Source organism: Leifsonia sp. EB41 (assembly GCF_041262565.1).
Classification (GTDB): Bacteria; Actinomycetota; Actinomycetes; order Actinomycetales; family Microbacteriaceae; genus Leifsonia.
In genome coordinates this window covers 2,557,135-2,572,959 of sequence record NZ_JBGCCJ010000001.1, presented here as the reverse complement: position 1 = coordinate 2,572,959, position 15,825 = coordinate 2,557,135, and the positions used below count along the sequence as shown (strand labels likewise).

The window sequence follows — 15,825 nt, the reverse complement described above, 5'->3', positions numbered from 1 at the left end:
GCGCCGCACACGAAGAAGGCTCCCCGTCCGGTCGCGCCGGGCGGGGAGCCTTCTCGCGTGGTCGGATCAGTTCCAGATGGAGGTCAGCCTCCACGCCCGCAGCGAGTCGATCCCGGCTGTTCCGCCGGTGGCGAAGGCGCTGACGCCGGTGCTCGCGGCGTCGGGGAAGATCTGCTCCGTGATCGCCCGCGTGCCGTCTCCCGTGAAGACCTCGACGGACGAGGCGTCGATCAGGATGCGGAGGTCGAGTCCGCCGCGGGAGTCCAGCGCGACGGGCGCGGCGGCCCGGCCGGGGAACGACGGACTGAAGCCGGTGTCGCCGGAATGCGTCCGATCGACGTAGAGCTCACCCGCCGCTGTGTCGTAGCCGATCTGCGTGTACTGGCCGCCTCCGGTCCTCACGTTCAGGCCGAACGTCGACGCGGTTCCCCTCGTCAGCCGGGCCTGGAGCTCGAGCTCGGCCCCGGAGACCGGAAGGGTCGTCGTTCCGGTGACCGTCGCCTTCCGGACGTTCGAAACCGGGCCGCTGCGAAGGCCGGAGAGGGCGTCCACCGGCGTCTGGACGAGCTGGACCTTCCCGCCGATCGTCTGCAGCGACTCCGTCCGCGGGAACGACTCGGCTCCCTGCCACGGCGTCGTCGGCACGTTCGAGGCGTAGGCCCAGTTGTTCATCCAGGCGACATTGATCCTCTGCCCACCGGGAGCGTCCGTCCAGGTGTTCTCCGCGTAGAAGTCGCTGCCGTAGTCGATCCAGCTGGCTCGCTGGATCTGGTTCAGGGCCGGCTTGTCGGCCAGGGCGAAGCCGTCGGCGAGGATGTGGCCCCAGCTGCCGGTCGCGTTGTCCACGACCTGCAGCTGCGCCTGCTTGCCCTGGAGGTCGCTGACATCCCAGGATGCCCAGTCGAGGTTCTCGCTGTTCTTGCCGGTCGCGGAGCGGACGACCTTCCCGTCGACCAGCAGATCCACCGCGGTCTCGGTGTCCCAGACGGGCGCCTTCTGGTCGGCCAAGACGATGTCGCCGACCATGAGGTGGCCCCACCCGGTCGACCCGTCGTTCTGGTCGACGACCTGGATCTGCGCCTGCTGGCCTTGGTACGCGGACGTGTCCCAGCTCGTCCAGTCGAGGGTGCCCGCGTTGTTCCCGGTGGCGGTTTCGACGACCTTCCCGCCGATGACCAGGTTCACCGCCGTGGGATTCGCCTGGCTCATCGGATGCGTGCCGCCGGCGACCTGCAGATCGATGTAGGGCGATCCGACGGTGAAGCTCGGCGAGGTGATGGTGCCTTCGCTCGGGTCGCCGTCGGGTCCCCAGGTGTCGAGGACGCCGGCGCTGACCTGGTTGCCGAGTTTCTCGTGGCTCGGGCCGGTTCCGACGAACGAGCCCGTCGTGGTCCAGCCGGGATCGTACGACGTGCCGGAGAAGTCGGTGAAGACGGTCCCGGTCGGGAGGGTCCCGAACGGCACAGCGCCCGCGGCGTACGGGTTGTCGCCTCCGCCCACCTGGAAGTTGAGCCGGCTCTTGTCGATCGTGAACGCCGGGGAGGTGAGCGTGCCGGTGGCGGCGTCGCCGCCGTTGAAGCTGTCCACGACGTAGCTGCCGTCAGCGCCGGTGACCGGCTGCTGATCGGGCAGCGCGCCCGATGCCGGCGCCGCGCCGAAGGCCGAGCCGGTCGTCGTCCAGTCGCCGTAGCTCCCGGACTGGAACGCGTCGAGCGCCGTGCCCGCCGGGGGCGTGTACGTGGCAGGGCCGTCCGGGACGAAGGTCGAGCCGTCGAACCGGCCGACGAAGTACTGCACGCCGGTGCTGCCCACGCTGACACTGAGCACCCACTTCTGGTTCCGGCTGTCGCCGTCGACGGGCAGCTGGTAGAGGTCGGGCATCTCCCACACCCCTGTCGTGGCGCCTGCCGGGCCGAAGGCGCCCGCTCGCGTCCAGGTCTTGAGGTCGGGCGACGTATAGAAGGCCACCGTGTACTGATCGCTCAGCGCGACCGACATCATCCACTCGTGCTTCGGGGCGTACCAGAAGACCTTGGGATCGCGGAAGTTGACGGAGCCGATGTCGATGACCGGGTCGGCGGCGTAGCGCGTCCAGTGGCGACCGTTGTCGGTGCTGTAGGCGATGTCCTGGGATTCGACGTTCGTGCCCGACTGGACACTCGTGTAGATGGCGACCATCGCCGGATTCTTCGCCGTTCCGAACCCGCTGGTGTTCTGCGTGTCGACGACCGCGCTGCCCGAGAAGAACGCGCCGGCGCCCGGATCCGGCGCAGGGCCGGTGACATCGATGTTCGTCCAGTGGACCAGGTCCTTGCTCACCGCGCCCTTCCAGGTGCCGTAGCTGAACAAGTAGTACAGCCCGTCTTTGTAGACGAGCCCGTTCGGGTCGCCGATCCACCCGGTCGGCAGCGAGTAGTGGAACTGCGGGCGGTACTGCTCGTGGTAGGCGCCCGCGGTCCCGGTCGAGGGTGTCGCAGTGGGCGATGGGGCGGCCGGCTGGGTCGCCACCGGTGGCGGAGCCGCCGATGCGCGGGCCGCCGCAGGGGCGAGCCCGGTCAAGGTGATGCCGACGGCGAGGGCCGTCGCGATCGTGAGGGATCGGATCATGGAGTTGCGCTTCCTCTCTGAAGGCTGGACTAATACGTATTGATTGCAAGCACAACGAAAACTCGACGAATTAATACGTATTAGTTAGAGTGATCAGTACGCAGTCTGGAACGCCTGGCTGCGGAGGTCAAGTCCATTCGGAAGAAAGCGGATCCCCACATGCCGACCCCGACGCCGCCCGAGAAGGTCCTCGACCCGTCTGCGGAGCCCCTTCGCGTACTGGTCGCCGGCGAGGCGCTCATCGACGTGATCCACCTCGACGGCACGACGCGCGAGCATCCCGGCGGTTCCCCGGCGAACGTCGCACTGGGCCTCGCCCGGCTCGGTGTGGCGACGTCGTTCCTGACCGCGTTGGGCCGCGACGCGAGAGGCGAGGCGATCGCCGCCCGGCTGGGCGAGGCCGGCGTCGCCCTCCTGCCCGAGTCGTGGAGTCTTCCGACGACCTCCAGCGCGGCAGCCTCGATCGGGGCGGACGGCTCGGCGACGTACGAGTTCGACATCCACTGGCAGCTCCCCCACCGGATCGACCTCCCCCCTGTTCGCCACCTGCACATCGGCTCGATCTCCGCCTTCCTCGCACCCGGTTCGGACAGGATCGAACAACTCGCCGACGAAGTCCACCCCGGGGCGACCGTCAGCTTCGACCCGAACATCCGCGCGGACCTGGTCGGCGACCGAGCCGCTGCTGTCGCGCGTTTCGAACGACTGGCGAAGCTCGCCGACATCGTGAAGCTCAGCGACGAGGACGCGCTCTTCCTCTACCCCGACCTGAGCGTCGACGAGGCGGCACGCGCGATCGCCTCCACCGGCGCACTCGTGGCCGTCACCCAGGGCTCCGCGGGCTCCATCCTCACCGCGGGAGACTCGACGGTCGCGATCGAACCCATTGCCGTGCGGGTGACGGACACCGTCGGCGCAGGCGACAGCTACATGGCGGCGCTGCTGGCCTGGTTCCTCGGCTCGGGCACGGACCCCGCGCGTGACCGCACACGCGCTGAGCTTGCGTCGGCCGGCGGATACGCTGCCCGCGCCGCCGCGATCACCGTGTCCCGGGCGGGGGCCGAGCCGCCCACGTCCAGCGAGCTCGCCGCGGGATAGGACCGCGCTACCCGGTGGCCGCGCGGACGCCCCGCGTCGGCCAGGATGTGGTCATGCGTCGACGGGGATTGGTCACGGCCGCGGCGACCGTGCTGACGGCTGCCGCCGCGCTCGGTACGGTCGCGCTCGTGGCGCAGGCCCAGTCGACCGGCATCATTCCTCCACCGATCGCCTGCCTGCCCGCACCGCTGCACCTCCAGCCGGGCGTCGCACATCCAGGGGACGAGGTGGTGCTCTCCAGCGACGCCGCCGCGTGCCGGCTCCCCTATCCGCCGGCCCACACGTACGAGGTCGTGCTGCAGCATCGGGAGGTGCGGACGCCGCCCCAGCGTGTCGAGGTCGCCGCGGACGGCCGGTTCCAGGCCCACATCATCGTCCCGTCCACGTTCCCGCTCGGGGACGCGGTCGTCTCCGTCACGGGCAGCCCCTACGACGACTTCGAGGACGGCGCCTCCTGCGCCGGGTACTGGAAGCCGCTCGTGGTCGAGTGAAGGCGGGAGAGCCGGCCGCCTGCGTCCACTCCGCGATGCCAGTGCGTGCTAGATGCTCAGGGCGCGTTGACCGTGCGTGATCAATGCAACGATGGCTCTGTACGGCAGTAGGTGGTTGATCAGTACTCTCGTGGCGAAGACGGAAACTGTGGGGCTCCGCGCGGACGCCTGGCTACCGCCGTCGACCTAGTGGAGCTTGTCCACGGGACCCTGAGGGGCCGCATACGCCGACCACAAGACGTTTCCCGCCCCGGAGGTCGGCAATCGCCGCGGCCGTGCACGAGATCACACTGGTTCAATGCCAGCGACCTTGTTCACTGTCTGCGACGCCCTTGCTCGAACCCTCAGTCGGTGACGGTGACCGGGTGGTCGGAGAAGGTGATCGACAGGCCGCCGCTGCCACCGGCCTGAATCACCGGATGCGTGATCCTGGATCGGATCGCATCCCGCGGCGCGTCTCCGTATCCGAGGTTGCGGTCGTAGTACGGGTACGCACCGCTTGCGACGAGGACGCCGACAGCGTGGCCCGTGCCGAACCGGTGCACGATCGGGCCGAGATCGATGTCCACGACCACCCCGTCTTCTGCCTGAAGCGCCGGATCGGTGATCCGACGGATCGCCTCGCAGACGTTGAACGCTTCCCCGGATGGCGTCAGGTCCAGGACGCGGATGAACAGGTCGACGCTGGATGCGTCGGCGCGGACTGTCGCGTGGGCTGAGACACGCCCGGCGGTGCGGAGGTCGGCCGCCAATGCGGCGGTCGTGAACGTGATCACGTCGGGACGATCGATGAGGGCTCGGTTGTCGTGGGGGCCGCCGGCATCGAGACCGCCGAACGCGGTGATCCCGATCGCCGGGGTCGGGTTCGACGGGTCGTAGGTCCAGCCGATGTCGGTTGCGTGCGGCGGTGCGCTGTCGTGAAGCTGGTTGCCTGCGGCCGCGTAGAAGGTCCGCGTTGGAATGTCGTCCGACCATTCGGTGTAGTCGACCCAGGCGCCAGCACCGGTGTCGAACAACGAAGCCTCGGGCGGCGTCCCGCCCTTGCCTCTGACGTGCACGTCGAACCAGGCCACCACTTCTTCCAAGAACGTGCGTATTTCCAGGGGGTTGTGGGTCCACGGCCCGACGACGAGTCGCCGAGGGACTCCGGCGCTCCCCAGGCGTTCGAAGTCCTGGAGAATGGGGATGCGGTGGTAGTCGTACCAACCGTCGAAGAGCAGAACGGGGATCGAGACGCTCTCGGCAATGTGCGAATAGTCGATCGGCGCCCAGTGGGGAGAGTCCGCGCCGAACTCGAGACGCTCCTGATAGAAGGGGAGCGTCGATCCCGTTGCCGCCCGGTCGGCGTCGCTCAGGGGCAGATGTGCGAAGTCCTCTAGTCGTGGCGGCGCGGCCGAGCCTCCTGGTTCGTTCTCGACCGACCAGGTCAAGGCTTGGTCGAGCGTGAAAACACCTCCCGGATACCACGCCGTTACCCGGTCGGAGCTGTATTCGGCGATCGCCATTGCTCGCAGGGAGGCCGGCCGGGTCGATGCTGTCGCCCAGGCGGTGAAACCGAGGTAGCTGAACCCGGTGAGCATGAGGTTCCCGTCGAACCAGGATTGCTCTTCGATCCAGTCTGCCGCTGCTCGGCCGTCTCCGGCTTCGTGGAAGTACGAGGTGGACGTGCGGGTGTCCTGCACGAGGACGGCGTAACCGTGGGAGGCGAGGAATGCCGCCGCGGCGTCGAGCTCCGCCCGGCCGTACGGTGTACGGATCAGGATCGCGGGAAGCGTTTCGTCGACGATCGGCCGGGTGACGGTGCCGTGAAGGACCGCTCCGTCGAGCGTCTGAACCGTGACGTCTTCGCGGCCGACCCGTGCCGGGCCGAACGGTCCGATCACCTCTTGCATCGCGTTCAGGTCGTCGCTGGACACCTCGTGAAGCACCGGAGTCTCTCCTTGTGGTCGGGTGATGCTGTCGACGTCGTTCCGTCGGCGTCATGGGGATCCGGCTGGTCGCCGGCGCCTCACGATTGCGTGGGCAGCGGGACCGGCCCGCTGCCCACGCGTCGTTCGCTACGTGGTCTTCACCTCCAGCATGGTGAAGCCGTATCCGGGCAGGCTGACGCTGTACGCGGCGCCGTCGATCTTCGCGCCCTTGCCGCCGTTGTAGAGGTCCTTCGGCTGCTGCTTCAGGTCGATTCCGGTCCCCGTCAGGTCGACGGTGACCGTCGCGGGGGTCGGGCTGAAGTTGTACACGAGCAGCGCGGTCTGCTTGCCGTCCTCGCTGGTGCGGCGCTCCGCGAACGCGGTGGCGGATGGGCCCGCGGGGACCCGGTCACGACTCGCTGCGGGCAGGAGCGCCTTGTTGTCGTTCACTGTGCTCAGCACGCGATCCCAGTTCGCCCGGACGGTCGGCGACCAGCGGATGTACTGGTCGTACATCGGCGAACCGTAGAGGATGCCGGAGCCGGCGAGCAGCGCCGCCTCCTGAACCCGCTGCACTTCGTCATTCGGATACGACGGGTAGTCGTGATCGGCGAGGTTGGCGTCGTCGTCGGCTGCGATCGTCCAGGCGTGGGTGGTCGCACCGACGGATCGAGCGTAGTCCGAGTTCTCGAGTTGGGTCTCGAGCCCGTTTACGTCGATCTGGCCATTGACCAGGCGCGTGTAATCGTTCGTCCAGTTGCCTTGATCGCTGTAGTTGAACCACGAGTTCAAGCCGAAAGCATGCAGCGCCTGCGCGTTCGTCGCGCCCGAGGTCTCGAACGTCAGCCACTTGTCGTTCGTCGTATAGGTCTTCGGCAGAGTGACGGCGGCCTCCTGGAAGCGCGAGTCGAGCCGCCCGACATCCCACATGAACCCGTCGATGCCCGTGTCGAGCCAGAACTCCTCAAAACGCTTCACCTCGGCGACGCTCGTGGGCTGGTCCCAGTTGAATCCCGGTCCGAACCAGAGCTTCCAGTAGTAGGCGCCCGCAGTGGCACTCCACTCCCAGCTGCTCGCCCATGGCGGCCCCATCCTGAGCGACGGGAGCGGGTCGTTCGGGTTCGTCGTCCAGGTGAACGAACTCACCTCACGAGACGTCCGGTCCCCTGCCGCGTACTGCTGCTGCGCATTCTGGAAGAACTGCGAGTTCTCGTCCATGTAGATGTTGACGAAGTAGGAGACGACCTTCATCCCGCGCTTGTGGGCTTGAGCGACGAGGTTCTTCCAGTCCTGGATGGTCCCGTTCTGCGGCGATACCGAGTAGAAGTCGAGCGGGTCGCACCCGGCGCACAGCGTCTTGTCACCGTCATACGGGCTGAAGAATCCCAGTACCCGGATCCCGCTTGCCTTGAACTGATCGAGCTTCTTGGTGATGTCCGTGTACTTGTAGTCGAAGTACGTGTTGTAGAACCACATGAAGCCGTTGAGGTTCTGGAAGTCCGTGCTCTGCTGTATCGGTTTCGCGGTCTGCGATGCAGGCGGCTGTGTTGCGGCTGCGGGTGCCGACACCGTGACAGCCCCGGTGACCAGCAATGCTGCGGCCAGGGACGCAGCGAGTGCGGCTCGTAGTTTGGGTCTTGGCATTGAATCTCACTCCATTGTTCGAATCGATGAAAGGCTCATATCCGGTGTGGGTGCTACTTCGTCACCTCGCCTCCCGCGCGCCACCTCGAAGGTCGTGAGGCGCGGCATCGTCGTCAGTTGCTCTCGGATTCAGACGCCTAAACCGTCTAAAACGTTATATCTAAAACGTTTTATCGGCTAAGGCTGCACAAGTATTGAGGTCACGGTTCGCGTCTGTCAAGAGTCCGACTGACCCGGCTGGAACTGCTTGGCCGCGCGCGACCCGCACACTGAACGGTATGGAGAGGGGCCGCGCGCAACGGCGCGGCCCCTCGTGCGCGGTGGCGATGACTCCACCGCAGGAACCAGCTACTTCTGTTTCGCCGTGTTCCACACTCCCTCAGGACGTCCTCCCTCGGGGGCAGGGCTCCTCTCGGACCGGCCGACGGGTCGGCTCGAGGTCACTAGGACGTCACTTGTGCGAGACCGACGAGCTCCTCGGCCAGATCCTGAAGCCGAAGGCCGGCGGTGGAAGGAACGCAGTAGCCGCGAAGAGTATCGACGCGCTCACGCCACGTGACAGGAATGGCGGTCAAGCCGTGCGTCGCGCCGACCATCGCCCCGACCATCGCCGGCATCGTGTCGGCCTGCTTGGGGATGAGGTTGGCGATCCCGATGGCCTCCGCGAACGAATGCGCTTCGCGAGCGATCACGAGAGCGAGCGGAAGCGTCTCGGCGGCCACATTTCCGAAGTTGTACTCGAGATTGGCGACCTCATCGTTCCAGGCCGGGATGGCACCGATCAGCGACCCCGCGTCCGCGAAGATCGATTCCGCGAGCTGGAGCTTACGACCGAGCCAGGTCTCGGGGTCGATCTCCGATTCTGCTTCCGCGATCGCGTCTCGCAATGTGCCTCCACCGACGGTCGATGAGATCACGCTCGCGAACGACGCGGCCGCGTCGATTCCTACGCCCGCGTTGGTGATCGAAGCCAGCCGCCTCGCGACATCGGCTGCGTCCGACGGTCGTCCTGCGAACGCCACGCCGATCGGAAGCGAACGGGCCACGGATGAGTCGTCGTAGAAGTGCGGATTGTCCGTCCCTGTCGCCGGCGGTTTGAGGCCTTCGAGACTGTTGAGGATCGCGGAACGGTCTGCGACAGAACCCCAGTAGTCATCGGCCTGAGGCAGGACGATCTGCTGCCATGCGGAGTACAGCTCCCAGGTCTCCGGGACCGCGTCGGACGGAGCTGCGCGGTTGGCGAGCGCGCGAAGCAGGATCGCACCTCCGAGCGCTGCCTGCTCGGCATCATCCGTCGCGGCGAATGTCTCCGCTGCTAGAGGTGCTGAAAGCGTGAACGGCAAGGGGAACTTGTTGATGAGCTGGTCGTCCATCTCCACCGCTTGACTCCACAGCAGACCGCGCCGGAACGACGCGCGTGTCATCCGGTGGTAACGGGACGGGAAGCCGGATGCGTCGCCGGCAGCCAGGCCAGAGAATGCTCCGCAAGCACGAGAGAGAAGTTCAGACATTGGTAAGTGCCTTTCGTGCATCGACGGAGTCGGCGATGCGGTCCGCGAGTTTCCAGAGATCCACGCCGGCCATCGCAGCGATGCAGCTGCCACGCAGAGGCCCGAGGCGATCCGTCCATCTGGCCGGAATAGCGTCGACTCCGTTGAGCGCGCCCGCCATTGCACCGGCCATCGCGGCAATGGTGTCGGCATCGCGACCGATGTTCACCCCGCCGAGGACGGCTTCGACGTAATCGCCTTCCGCGATTGCGAACACCCCGAATGCGAGAGCGGTCGCTTCGGGCGCCACATCCGCCCACGGGTAGTGGAAGATCGCGACACGGCGCTCGAGTTCGTCGAGACGCTCCTCCGCCGTTCCCGGACTCGCAGCCACGGCAAGAGCCTTATCGATCATGCGCCGGGACCAGGAGTCCTCCGGAGTCGCGTCGATGCCGGCTTGGACGACTTCCCGCCACTCGCTCGCGGTGATGGCCGCTGCGGTGGCAGCGGCGACAGCTTGACCGCACCAGATCCCGTCCAGGGCGTGGCTGACCTGTGCGTCGATGCCGGCCAGACGTGCCGCCTCCCCAGGGTCACCCGCGGCGAACGCCCCGATCGGCGCGACCCGCATCGCCGAACCGTCGCTCCACAGTTCGTGGTTGTCGGATCCCGTCGCCGGCGGCAGCAGGCCCTTGGCGAGGTTGTGGATCGCATCCATCTCGGAGAATCCACCGCCGTCGAACGGCGTCTCCTGGTCGACGAGCGCAGCGGTCCACTCGCGGGCGACGTCCGACGGCGACACGGCGGTGCCGTATTCGAGCAGGATCTGCGCGGTCAGGGCCGCGTACTCCGTGTCGTCGGTTCCCGCCGGGTCATCGGACAGGAAGTCGGTCACCCGACCGAATTGCTCTCGGATTCCTGCGCGGGTCATGCCCTCGGTCGGCGCGCCGAGCGCGTCTCCGATGGCTTGTCCGAGCACCGCTCCACGGATTCGATTCCGTGTTCCCTCGTTCACTGGTTCTCTACTCTCTCCACGCTCAGCGCGTCGTCGACGGCTTGCCTGGTCGGGATGGATGGGACGGCGCCCTCTTCCTCGACGGAGAGGGAAGCAGCGACATTCGCTCGGGTGGCCGCCTCCGCGTAGCCGATCCCTCGCGCGATCTCTGCAGCGAATGCTCCGACGAAGGTGTCGCCGGCGCCGGTCGTGTCGATGGCGATCGTCCTTCTGGCGGGCACCTGGATCGTCCGCTCGCCCCGGATCCGAAGCGTCGCTCCCTTGGGGCCGAGCGTGGTGAGGACGCAGGGAACCGGAAGCTCGTCGACGCGCAGTTGCTCGGCCTCGTGCTCGTTGACGATGAGTACGTCGACGGCGGCGAGGATCGCAGCCGGGACCGGGCGAACGGGAGTCGGGTTCAGTACGACTGCTGTTCCTGCCTCCCATGCGGTGGTGACGGCGTCTTCGACTGCGCTGGTCGGCACTTCGAGCTGGCAGACGAGGACGTCGGCTCGCCGGATGCAGTCCCGCTCGGCGTCGGTCAGGCGGCGAAGCCGCCCATTCGCGCCGGGGACGATGACGATATTGTTCTCGCCGGTCGCGTCGGTGGTGACGAACGCCGTGCCGGTGCTGCCGGGCTCACGTCTCAACAGAGTGTCGTCCATACCCTCGCCGGCGACCGTATCGATGAGCACCTGCGCGTAGCTGTCGCTCCCGACCGCGGCGATCAATTCTGTCTGGGCGCCGGCGCGTTGGGCGGCGATGGCTTGGTTGAGTCCTTTGCCTCCTGCGTAGATGTTGAACGATTCGGCGGTGACGGTCTCTCCCGGGGCGGGGATGCGTTCGACACGGGTGACGAGGTCGACGTTCGCGCTGCCGACGACGGTGACTCTGCCGCTCACCCCTTCACCCCGGAGGATGCCAGACCGCTGATGAAGTTGCGCTGCATCAGCAGGAACAGCAGGATCACGGGGATGATCATGATCAGCCCGGCGGCGTCGGTGACGCCATAGAGCCGGGTGAAGCCCTGCTGGAAGGTGAGGAAAGCGGTGGAGATCGGCAGGTTGTTCGGCGAGGAGATGAAGATCACCGCGAAGAACAGCTCACCATAGACGGCCAGTCCGACGACGAGACCGGCGGTGAGGAAGCCAGGTCGCGCCAGCGGGAGCATGACCTTCGTCGCGACCTGCCACTCGTTCGCGCCGTCGAGGCGCGCTGCCTCATCGAGCTCTGCGGGGATCCCGGCGAAGAAGGTCTCCAGCAGCAGGGTCGCGAACGGGACGTTCAGGGCCGTGTAAATCAGGATCAGCCCGAACAGGTTGTCGTAGAGCCCGAGGTTCGTCCAGAGGAAGAACAACGGGACCAGGAACATCTGAGCCGGCAGCGAGATGACGATCAGCAGATAGAACGAGATCCCCCGCTTGAACGGCACGCGCAGCCGGGCGAGCGCGTAAGCCGCCATCCCCGCGCAGATCCACACACCGATGATCGTGCCGAACACAAGGATCACACTGTTGCCCAACCCTTGCCCGAGACCGCCCTGGGTCCACGCCGTCTGAAAGTTGGAGAAGTCCCACGACGACGGCAGCCCGATCGGGTTCGTCGCCAGCTCGGTGTCCGACTTGAACGCGTTCAGGACGAGCACCACGACCGGCAGGATCGCGAACAGCGCCAGAAGGGTCAGTACGAACACCGAGATCGGAGCCCGCTTGAGCCCACCGGGCCGCGAGTCGAGAGCGTCCCTCGAGCGGCGCCGGCGTCGCGGGTGCGATGTCTGAGCGATCACGTGCGAGGTGTTGGTTGCCGAGGTCATGATTCGTCCCCCTTGCGGCGCAGTAGTCCGATGATGATGACGAGGATTCCGCCCAGAGCCGACATGGTGAGGCCCATGAAGGCGGCGTATCCGGCTTCGTTCGCTCCGAACGCCGTCCGGTTGACCAGCAGCGAGACCAAGTCGCTGGATCCGGCCGGGCCGCCGCCGGTGAGCGCATAGGCGTAGTCGAAGGCGAGAAGCGACCAGAGCGAGATCATGGTCAGCGCGAACGCGAGCGTCGGCCGGATACCCGGCAACGTGACGTGCCAGAACTCCTGCCACGCGTTCGCACCATCGATGCGTGCCGCCTCGTAACGGGAACCGTCGATGTTCGTGGTCGCCGCGAGGAACAGCACGACAAGGAAACCCCAGAAATGCCAGTTATCGACGAACATCACACTGCCGAGGGCAAGATTCGGGTCGCCGAAGAAATAGACGTTATCCAGCCAATGGATACCGACCTTGTCCAACGCTGCAGCAAGACCCGCCTGCGGGTCCAGAATGTTCTTCCAGATCGCCGCGTTGACGACGCTGGCGATCAGATACGGGATGAAGAAGAGCACCCGGAAAAGCGCCGCACCACGCCGCACCCGCGACAACGCGAACGCACCATAAAGACCCATCACGATCGGCACCGTCAGGAAGAACACCATGTAGATGAAGTTGTGCTCCAACGCGTTCCAGAAACCCTGATCATGGAACAACCGCACCGCATTATCCAGCCCATTGAACTTCGCCGGCCCCAACCCCGACCAGTCAGTGAACGCATAATACAAATTCGAGATCGACGGACCACCGATCACCAGAAGATTCAAAACCAACGCCGGCGCCAGAAAAAGCAAACCCGTCACAGCACTACGACGCCTCGCACGACGACGGCGCCCGCGGGCGAGGATCCTCTCCTCGCCCGCGGCTTCGAATGCCGTACCCGTCATCAGAGTGGAACTCATCAGCCCAGCGACTTTCCTGTCGAGTAGACGGTCGGGAGGTTGCCCTTCTTGGCGTCGTCCTTGAACGCGGCGCTCAGACCGTTGAGGTAGTCCGAGGTCGACAGGCTCCCGTTCAGCACCTTGTCGGTGTTGTCGACGATGTACTGGTCTGAGGACCCGCCCCAGGACGTCCAGGTCGTGTAACCGACGGCGCCGGCCTCACTGGCTTTCGCGAGCTCGGAGTACTGCCGAGCGATGCGCGGGTCGACATTGGAGGGGATGTCCGACGGCTTGATGTTCACCGGCATCGCGTCGGCGCCGGTGGCCGCGACCTGGGCCCACATGGTCTTCGTGTCCTTGAGGTTCCAGTCCAGGTACTTTTCCGCTGCGTACGCGTTCTTGGTGCTCTTGTTCACCGAGAGGGTGTTGCCGATGGACAGCGGGTACGTCACCGGGACACCGTCGGCGAGCGACGGAAGCGGAGCCCAGTCGAACTCGCTGTTCGCCTTCTTGAAGTAGTCCGGGAGCGTCACGAACTCCCAGGAGCCGGAGATGTACATCCCGGCTTGGCCGCTGGCGAACTGCGTGTACTTCTGCGGGTCGGTGGTGGAGAAGTACTTCTTCACGCCGCCGCCGAACCAGCCCTTGTCCCAGTAGTCCTTCATCAGGTTGATCGAGTCGGCGAACCGCTTGTCGGTGAAGTCGATCTTCCCGGTGAGCGCATCGTGCACTGTCGCGGCACCCGCAACGTCGTTGAAGAAGGCACTGACGTACCACTCCGTTCCGGCTGGGTAGTCGGAGTTGCCTGCCGCGAAGGGAGTGATGCCCTTGGCCTCCATCTTGGCGGCCAGAGCTTCCAGCTCCTGGCGGTTCGTCGGCGGCGTCCAGCCGTTCTTCTCGAAGAGCGTCTTGTTGTAGTACATGATCAGCGTCTCATACCCCTGCGGCAGCGTCACCATCTTGCCGTCGACCTTGCTGACTTCCTGCGCCCAGGGTAGGAGCGTGTCACTCCACTTGTTCGCGTCGGCGAACGAGCTGAGGTCGGTGAGGTAGCCGGCCTTCGAGTACGTGATCTGGTTGGTGATACCAGACGCCGTGACGATGTCGGGTCCCTTGCTCGCCGACAGGGCGACCTGGATCTGCTGGTTGATGGTGTTGACGTTCTTCTGAACTGCTTGCAGGTTGACGTTCGGGTACTGCTTCTTGAAGGGCGTGATGTTGTACGTGGTGAAGTCGGCAACTCCCTTCGCGTCAGGGGTGTTCGGCGCGAACCAGTACTGGATCTGGCCGTTGGGGTCACCGCTCGTGTTCGCGGTGGAGCTGCTGGAGGTGCAAGCCGCAAGGGTTGCGGCTACGGCGACCGCGATCGCTCCGGCTGTCAGGAGCCGGCGGCGGGAGGCGCTGCGGTGCGTCGGGGGGATGGTGCGAGGCATCTTCGTCTCTTTCTCTCGGTTTCGGATTACTTCAGGCCGTTGAGTGCAAGGGTCGTGGTCCGGTCGGCCAGGTCGGAGATCACGGAGTTGTCGAAACCGAACAGCGCAGAGCGGGTTCGGTTCTCGAGGGGCGCGATGAGGTGTTCGGGAAGGTTCCGTGTTCCGAGGAGCACCCCGAGGACGGAGCCGACGGTCGCGCCGTTGGAGTCGGTGTCCCACCCACTCATGACGACTCGGCCGACGCCGGTGACGAAGTCGTCGTCGGACCAGAGCAGTGCGGTGGCGACGGCGGCGGCGTTGTTGATGGTGTGGACCCAGGAGTAGTGCCCGTATGCTCCCTGGATCTCGGCGAGCGCCTCATCCCAGGTGACGTCGGACGCCCGCAGGGCGAGCACGTGCCGGAGGGCTTCGGCGAGCCGGGACTGCGGCGGGACGACGGCCAGCGACTGCTCGACTGCTTCCTGCGCCGACGTTGCGGTGAACGCGGCGGCGACGAGGGCTGCGGCCCACATCTCTCCGTAGATCCCGTTGCCGACGTGGGACAGGGATGCGTCCTGGTAGGAGGCGCGGGCCGCTGCCCACGGGTTTCCTGCGTGAACGTAGCCGAAGACGTCGCCGCGGATCTGCGCGCCGATCCACTCCCGGTACGGGTTGCGCCTCCTCGCGACATCGGCACCGGTGAATCCCTCGACGAGGTTGAGGTACGCAGCGCGCTCTGCCGTGAAGACCTGCTCGATGGGGAACAGCCGCGTCCACGCCGCGCCGACGTCCTCCGCTCGGAGCGCGCGACCGTGCGTCTCTAGAAGGTGGAGGGCGAGGATCGGGTAGTCGATGTCGTCGTCGCGGGCGGAGCCCTTGACGTTTCCGCGGGTGGTCTCCGGCCAGCATTCCGTCAGCGCGAAGCCCGCGGGCATGGGGTCGAGGACCGGCACGTAGTCCCGCAGCGGGTAGGCGTCCGCGAGGATCAGGTAGTCGCGGATGTGCTCGGACGTCCAGTGGCTGCCCCATTCGACCGGCTTGCCGACATTGCATCCGGCGATGCGGCCCAACCAGGCGGCGTTGATCTTGTCACGCAGGGTGAGATCGGGGAGCGACTTCGCCCGGGGCTGCTCCCCGAGTGCTGCCTCGATGTCGGCGAGGGCGTCCGGCTCGACGTAGTCCCAGCCGGGAAGGCGCTCGGCTGTCTCCATCCGGTCGACGATGTCGAGGACGGCGGCGCTGTCGCGCGGGTCCGTGCGATTCGCCTCCTCGACGAACGCGTCGACGTCGTAGCCTGTCTCTCGACGCTGGACGACTTCGTCGTGCAGGAGGTCCGTCGGGGTGAGGGCGTTGAAGAACTTGGACTGGTAGTCGGAGCTGAGTTCGACGGTCGCCGAGACGTCAGTGTTGGTCACGTTGCGTGCTTCTTTCTCTTGG

General features: G+C 66.2%; 12 protein-coding genes. 2 read left to right on the top strand and 10 right to left on the bottom strand.

Going from position 1 to position 15,825, the window contains the following annotated elements; genetic code table 11:
• Window positions 1-66: 66 nt before the first annotated feature.
• The gene (locus tag ABH923_RS12695; protein WP_370055732.1) at window positions 67-2,607 is read right to left on the bottom strand and encodes a GH32 C-terminal domain-containing protein; all 2,541 of its coding nucleotides are present in this window, start codon (window positions 2,605-2,607) and stop codon (window positions 67-69) included.
• A 159-nt stretch (window positions 2,608-2,766) separates the two neighbouring features.
• Between ABH923_RS12695 and ABH923_RS12690 the strand changes: the two genes are divergently transcribed.
• Both ABH923_RS12690 and ABH923_RS12685 read left to right on the top strand, forming a co-directional pair.
• A complete protein-coding gene (locus ABH923_RS12690) occupies window positions 2,767-3,705 on the top strand; it encodes a carbohydrate kinase (RefSeq protein WP_370055731.1) in 939 nt (312 codons plus the stop codon).
• 53 nt (window positions 3,706-3,758) lie between these two features.
• A complete protein-coding gene (locus tag ABH923_RS12685) occupies window positions 3,759-4,196 on the top strand; it encodes a hypothetical protein (RefSeq protein ID WP_370055730.1) in 438 nt (145 codons plus the stop codon).
• A 344-nt stretch (window positions 4,197-4,540) separates the two neighbouring features.
• Here the strand turns inward: ABH923_RS12685 and ABH923_RS12680 are convergent, their stop codons facing one another.
• From ABH923_RS12680 to ABH923_RS12640, 9 genes are all read right to left on the bottom strand, one after another.
• Window positions 4,541-6,124, bottom strand: a complete 1,584-nt coding sequence (locus ABH923_RS12680) for a CocE/NonD family hydrolase (RefSeq protein ID WP_370055729.1) — start codon at window positions 6,122-6,124, stop codon at window positions 4,541-4,543.
• Between the two features lie 129 nt (window positions 6,125-6,253).
• Window positions 6,254-7,675 (bottom strand): alpha-amylase family glycosyl hydrolase, encoded by a 1,422-nt coding sequence (locus tag ABH923_RS12675; RefSeq protein WP_370055728.1) that lies wholly within the window; start codon window positions 7,673-7,675, stop codon window positions 6,254-6,256.
• Window positions 7,676-8,193: 518 nt separating this feature from the next.
• A complete protein-coding gene (locus ABH923_RS12670) occupies window positions 8,194-9,261 on the bottom strand; it encodes an ADP-ribosylglycohydrolase family protein (protein WP_370055727.1) in 1,068 nt (355 codons plus the stop codon).
• Window positions 9,254-10,219 (bottom strand): ADP-ribosylglycohydrolase family protein, encoded by a 966-nt coding sequence (locus ABH923_RS12665; protein ID WP_370055726.1) that lies wholly within the window; start codon window positions 10,217-10,219, stop codon window positions 9,254-9,256. The genes ABH923_RS12670 and ABH923_RS12665 overlap by 8 nt, the downstream gene beginning before the upstream one ends.
• A 32-nt stretch (window positions 10,220-10,251) precedes the next feature.
• The gene (locus tag ABH923_RS12660) at window positions 10,252-11,136 is read right to left on the bottom strand and encodes a ribokinase (protein ID WP_370055725.1); all 885 of its coding nucleotides are present in this window, start codon (window positions 11,134-11,136) and stop codon (window positions 10,252-10,254) included.
• Window positions 11,133-12,047 carry a carbohydrate ABC transporter permease gene (locus ABH923_RS12655; RefSeq protein ID WP_370055723.1) on the bottom strand — a complete coding sequence of 305 codons (915 nt, stop codon included), beginning with the start codon at window positions 12,045-12,047 and terminating at the stop codon, window positions 11,133-11,135. Before ABH923_RS12655 ends, ABH923_RS12660 begins: the two co-directional genes overlap by 4 nt.
• On the bottom strand, window positions 12,044-12,997 hold the full coding sequence (locus ABH923_RS12650; RefSeq protein ID WP_370055722.1) for a carbohydrate ABC transporter permease: 954 nt from the start codon (window positions 12,995-12,997) through the stop codon (window positions 12,044-12,046). Before ABH923_RS12650 ends, ABH923_RS12655 begins: the two co-directional genes overlap by 4 nt.
• Entirely contained in the window at window positions 12,997-14,409 is a 1,413-nt protein-coding gene (locus ABH923_RS12645) for an ABC transporter substrate-binding protein (protein WP_370055721.1), read from the bottom strand. The genes ABH923_RS12650 and ABH923_RS12645 overlap by 1 nt, the downstream gene beginning before the upstream one ends.
• Window positions 14,410-14,435: 26 nt before the next feature.
• Window positions 14,436-15,803 (bottom strand): ADP-ribosylglycohydrolase family protein, encoded by a 1,368-nt coding sequence (locus ABH923_RS12640; protein ID WP_370055720.1) that lies wholly within the window; start codon window positions 15,801-15,803, stop codon window positions 14,436-14,438.
• Window positions 15,804-15,825 lie beyond the last annotated feature (22 nt).

Coding starts and splice junctions, on each gene's coding strand:
- ABH923_RS12655 (WP_370055723.1), bottom strand. CDS start 12,047: ATGACCTCGGCAACCAACACCTCGCACGTGATCGCTCAGACATCGCAC.
- ABH923_RS12650 (WP_370055722.1), bottom strand. CDS start 12,997: ATGAGTTCCACTCTGATGACGGGTACGGCATTCGAAGCCGCGGGCGAG.
- ABH923_RS12690 (WP_370055731.1), top strand. CDS start 2,767: ATGCCGACCCCGACGCCGCCCGAGAAGGTCCTCGACCCGTCTGCGGAG.
- ABH923_RS12695 (WP_370055732.1), bottom strand. CDS start 2,607: ATGATCCGATCCCTCACGATCGCGACGGCCCTCGCCGTCGGCATCACC.
- ABH923_RS12685 (WP_370055730.1), top strand. CDS start 3,759: ATGCGTCGACGGGGATTGGTCACGGCCGCGGCGACCGTGCTGACGGCT.
- ABH923_RS12645 (WP_370055721.1), bottom strand. CDS start 14,409: ATGCCTCGCACCATCCCCCCGACGCACCGCAGCGCCTCCCGCCGCCGG.
- ABH923_RS12670 (WP_370055727.1), bottom strand. CDS start 9,261: ATGTCTGAACTTCTCTCTCGTGCTTGCGGAGCATTCTCTGGCCTGGCT.